General features: G+C 66.8%; 1 protein-coding gene. It reads left to right on the top strand.

All coding sequences use genetic code 11. The features are described 5' to 3' along the window. Positions 1–3308, top strand: a 3308-nt coding sequence (locus AB0O00_RS33360; protein WP_363658219.1) for a hypothetical protein, incomplete at its 5' end; no start/stop codon positions are given. Positions 3309–3324: the final 16 nt, after the last annotated feature.

Here is a 3324-nt window from a genome sequence, read left to right as displayed (position 1 = left end):
CCGGGCTCGTCCCCGAGAGCGCCAAGGAGCCGGAGCTCCTCACCCTGCGCACCCGCGCGCTCTACCTCGCCAGAGCCGCCTGCGGGATGGACGTCACTGCCGTCGAAGTGCCGTACCTCACCTACGAGTCCTACACCAAGCTCGTCGACACGCTGCTGAAGAAGGCCGAGCTCGTCCGCCAGGACCTCCGCGACCTGCAAGGTCAGCTCGCGGTCCGTAAGGCCCAGGAACTGAACGCCAACAACCAGCAGCAGATCAACGACAACATCAAGCAGACCGGCCGCCTCCTCAGCGAGTACCTCCGCAAGCTCCAGGAGCACCAGGGCGACGTCACCAGGGAGCACCAGCGCATCCTCAAGCAGCGGCAGACCGAGTACGCGGGCGCCGCCCAGCGCGTGGAGCAGCTGCGCGCCGAGGTCGAGGGCCAGATGCTCGTCGTCAACGGCCAGATCGACGCGCTGAAGCAGCGGCTCGGCGAGGAGGTGAAGTGGAAGTGGGTCAAGTTCGGCGTCGACTCGGCCAAGGTCCTCTTCGCCGTGGGCGGGTCGATCGCCAATCCGGCCGGCGCTCCCGGTGCCGTCCAGGAGTTCGCGAAGACGGCCGAGAAGCTCAAGCAGCTGGTGGAGGTGCTCAAGGCGATCGGTGAGATCGCCGGCAACCTCTACGGCACCGCGGAGAACGTCAAGAAGCTCCAGGACGCGCTCGCCAAGGTCAACGGCAAGCTGGAGATGCCCGCCACCCACGAGTGGGACGTCTTCGCCGCCGGGTTCGACGCCGCCCTCGAAGCCCTCAACGGCGACGACGACCTGCGCAAGCTGCGTCAACCGCTGCACGCCGCCTTCGCCATCCTGGCCGTGCGCGGCAAGGCGTGGGTGGAGGCCGCCGCCCGGCTGACCCAGCTGCGCCAGGAGATCGACGTCGCCCTCGTCAACAACGGGCTCAACGAGCGGCAGAAGAAGCGGCTGGAGAGCCTCGTCGTCAAGCTCAACCTCGGTTCGACCAAGCCGCCGGAGACCGACGGCCTCGACCTCATCGGGCTGACCGGCGCCGCGGAGTTCGAGCTCAAGCAGACCCTCGCCGCCCTCGGCCGCACCCTCCTGCTCCAGGACGGCGCCGTCCAGTACCAGTACCTCGGCACCCCCACGGCGATCGGCACCTTCGGGCTCACCGAACTGCTCGACGTGATGGCCCAGCAGCAGCACAACATCATCCACGGGATCACGCGGCTCCAGCCGCCGCCGCAGAGGCTCCCCAAGCCCATCACGTACCGCATCGCCGAGGTGCCCGTCGAGCGGCTGGTGGATGGCCAGGTGGTGGTCCGGATCCCCGCCGACGCCGCGCAGTTCCAGGACTACGCGATGGTCCGAGCCCACCGGGTCGTCGCCCGGCTCACCGGCGTCCGCAAGAAGGGCGAGGGCACGTACGTCATCGCCCTGACGTATGGCGGCAGCCCGTTCCACGACCGTACGACGGACCACCGGCAGCTGACCTTCACCACCGCCGAGCGCAAGTTCGGCCCGTACGTCTATGAGCGGGCGACCGGCAAGCCCACCTTCGGCGACGGCGAGGGCTCGTTCGACAAGCGGATCTCGCGCGTTACCCCGTTCAGCGACTGGAAGATCGGCCTGCCGAAGAAGGGAAACGAGGGGCTGGAGTTCGAGGGGCCGACCGTCGGCATCGAGCTGGACTTCCACCTGGAGGCCCAGTGGAAGGGGCACTTCACGCCGGCCCTGGCCGACGGCGTGCCGCAGGAACCCCGGGCCGCCGCGAGCAGCGAGGCGGACCTGGTCGAGGCGATGTACAACGCCGGCAGCGCACTCAACGGCTGGGACGCCGTCCTCACCATGAACCGCGAGAAGGTCAACCGGATCCTGCAGAAGATCTACAAGGAGCAGAATCCCGGCGGCAGCACGGAAGTCGTCTTCGAGGGCTTCACCGGGGAGAAGGTCCCGGGCGAGGGCGACTACTACCTCGCCGGGGCGCTCCAGGTGCGCATCCAGCTCGGCAAGCCCGAGATGCAGTTCATCGAGGGTCAAACCGGACACGTCAAGCTGACGCAGCTGATCGAGAAGGGCACGACCATCGCCGGGTCGAAGAAGGTGAAGGAGGACTGGGACCACAGGAAGGACACCTACCGGCGGGAGGACTTCACGTGGAAGTCCCCGAAACAGCTCGATCTGAAGAAGAAGCCCCTGGTCATCAGCACCATCCCGCTGTCCGTGGTCTCCGGCAGGGTGGACTCCCGCGGCAACAAGACCCTGGCGGTGTCGCTGGAGCTCGGGAAGGGGGACTTCCAGGCCAAGTACATCGGCACCAAGGACCACCACCCCGGGCTGGACAAGCCGCTCAAGGACGCCATCGCGCAGAAGGGCATCTCGTACCACATCAACAGCATCAGCCTCGGTGACTACGCCGTGCTGGAGGGGCTCAAGCCGACCGCGTTCAAGGTCCGCACCCGCATCACCAACGCCAAGAAGGACCTCCTGCAGCTGTTCATCAGGACGAACGGTGCGATGCCGACGGACGTCTCGCTGCTGCTCAACGAGCCGGTCCCGGACGGCTACGACGCGACCCTGATGATCAACAGCAAGATCATCCACCGGGACATCATCACCCCCGGGATCAACGCCGCCGCGGCCGAACTGGGCGCCAGGCCCAGCGACCCGGGCGCGGTCAACAAGGCCTGGCGGACCGCCGCCACCGGGCAGATCGCGGTCAAGATCAAGTGGCCGGACGTCTCCAAGTCCACGACGGAAGGCCTGATCCGCTACGGCTTCCGGTTCGATCAGGGCAACAGGGACAGGGCCGACATCGACATGAGCGGCCTCTCCTTCACCGGCACCAAGTCCGGGACGGCCGTCAAGGCGGAGCTCCGGATGAAGGACCACCGGCTCGACTTCGAGTACTGGGGGTGTCTCAACAACAACTGCGACAAGACCAACAAGGAAGGCCACATCTCCATCAGCATGAACGCCGACGCCTGGTACGAGGTGAAGGTGGTCACCGAGAAGGGCAACCCCGTTCTCAAGTTCACCACCACCAAGGTCACGCCGACCGTCGTCACCACCAGCCACCACGGCGACGGTCCGTGTGCCAGCGGTGCGGAGCAGATCAAGGCGCACCTCGCCAAGGAGATGAAGCGCCTGCTGCCCGACAAGATCGACGCGGCCCTGAAGAAGGTCACCTTCCAGCCGGCCTCGACCTTCGCGCTCCAGAACCTGCTCTTCCCTGCCAAGAACCGGTTCACCTTCTCGAAGGCGTACCTCCCGTCGGACCTGCTGATCCTGGGCACGCTCACGGACAAGTAGGGCGCGCGACGCCGGG

The sequence above is a fragment of the Kitasatospora sp. NPDC093558 genome (genome assembly GCF_040683475.1).
In the GTDB taxonomy this organism is placed as follows: domain Bacteria; phylum Actinomycetota; class Actinomycetes; order Streptomycetales; family Streptomycetaceae; genus Kitasatospora.
The sequence above is the reverse complement of the archived record's forward strand: the minus strand, read 5'-3'. Positions and strand labels throughout refer to the sequence as shown.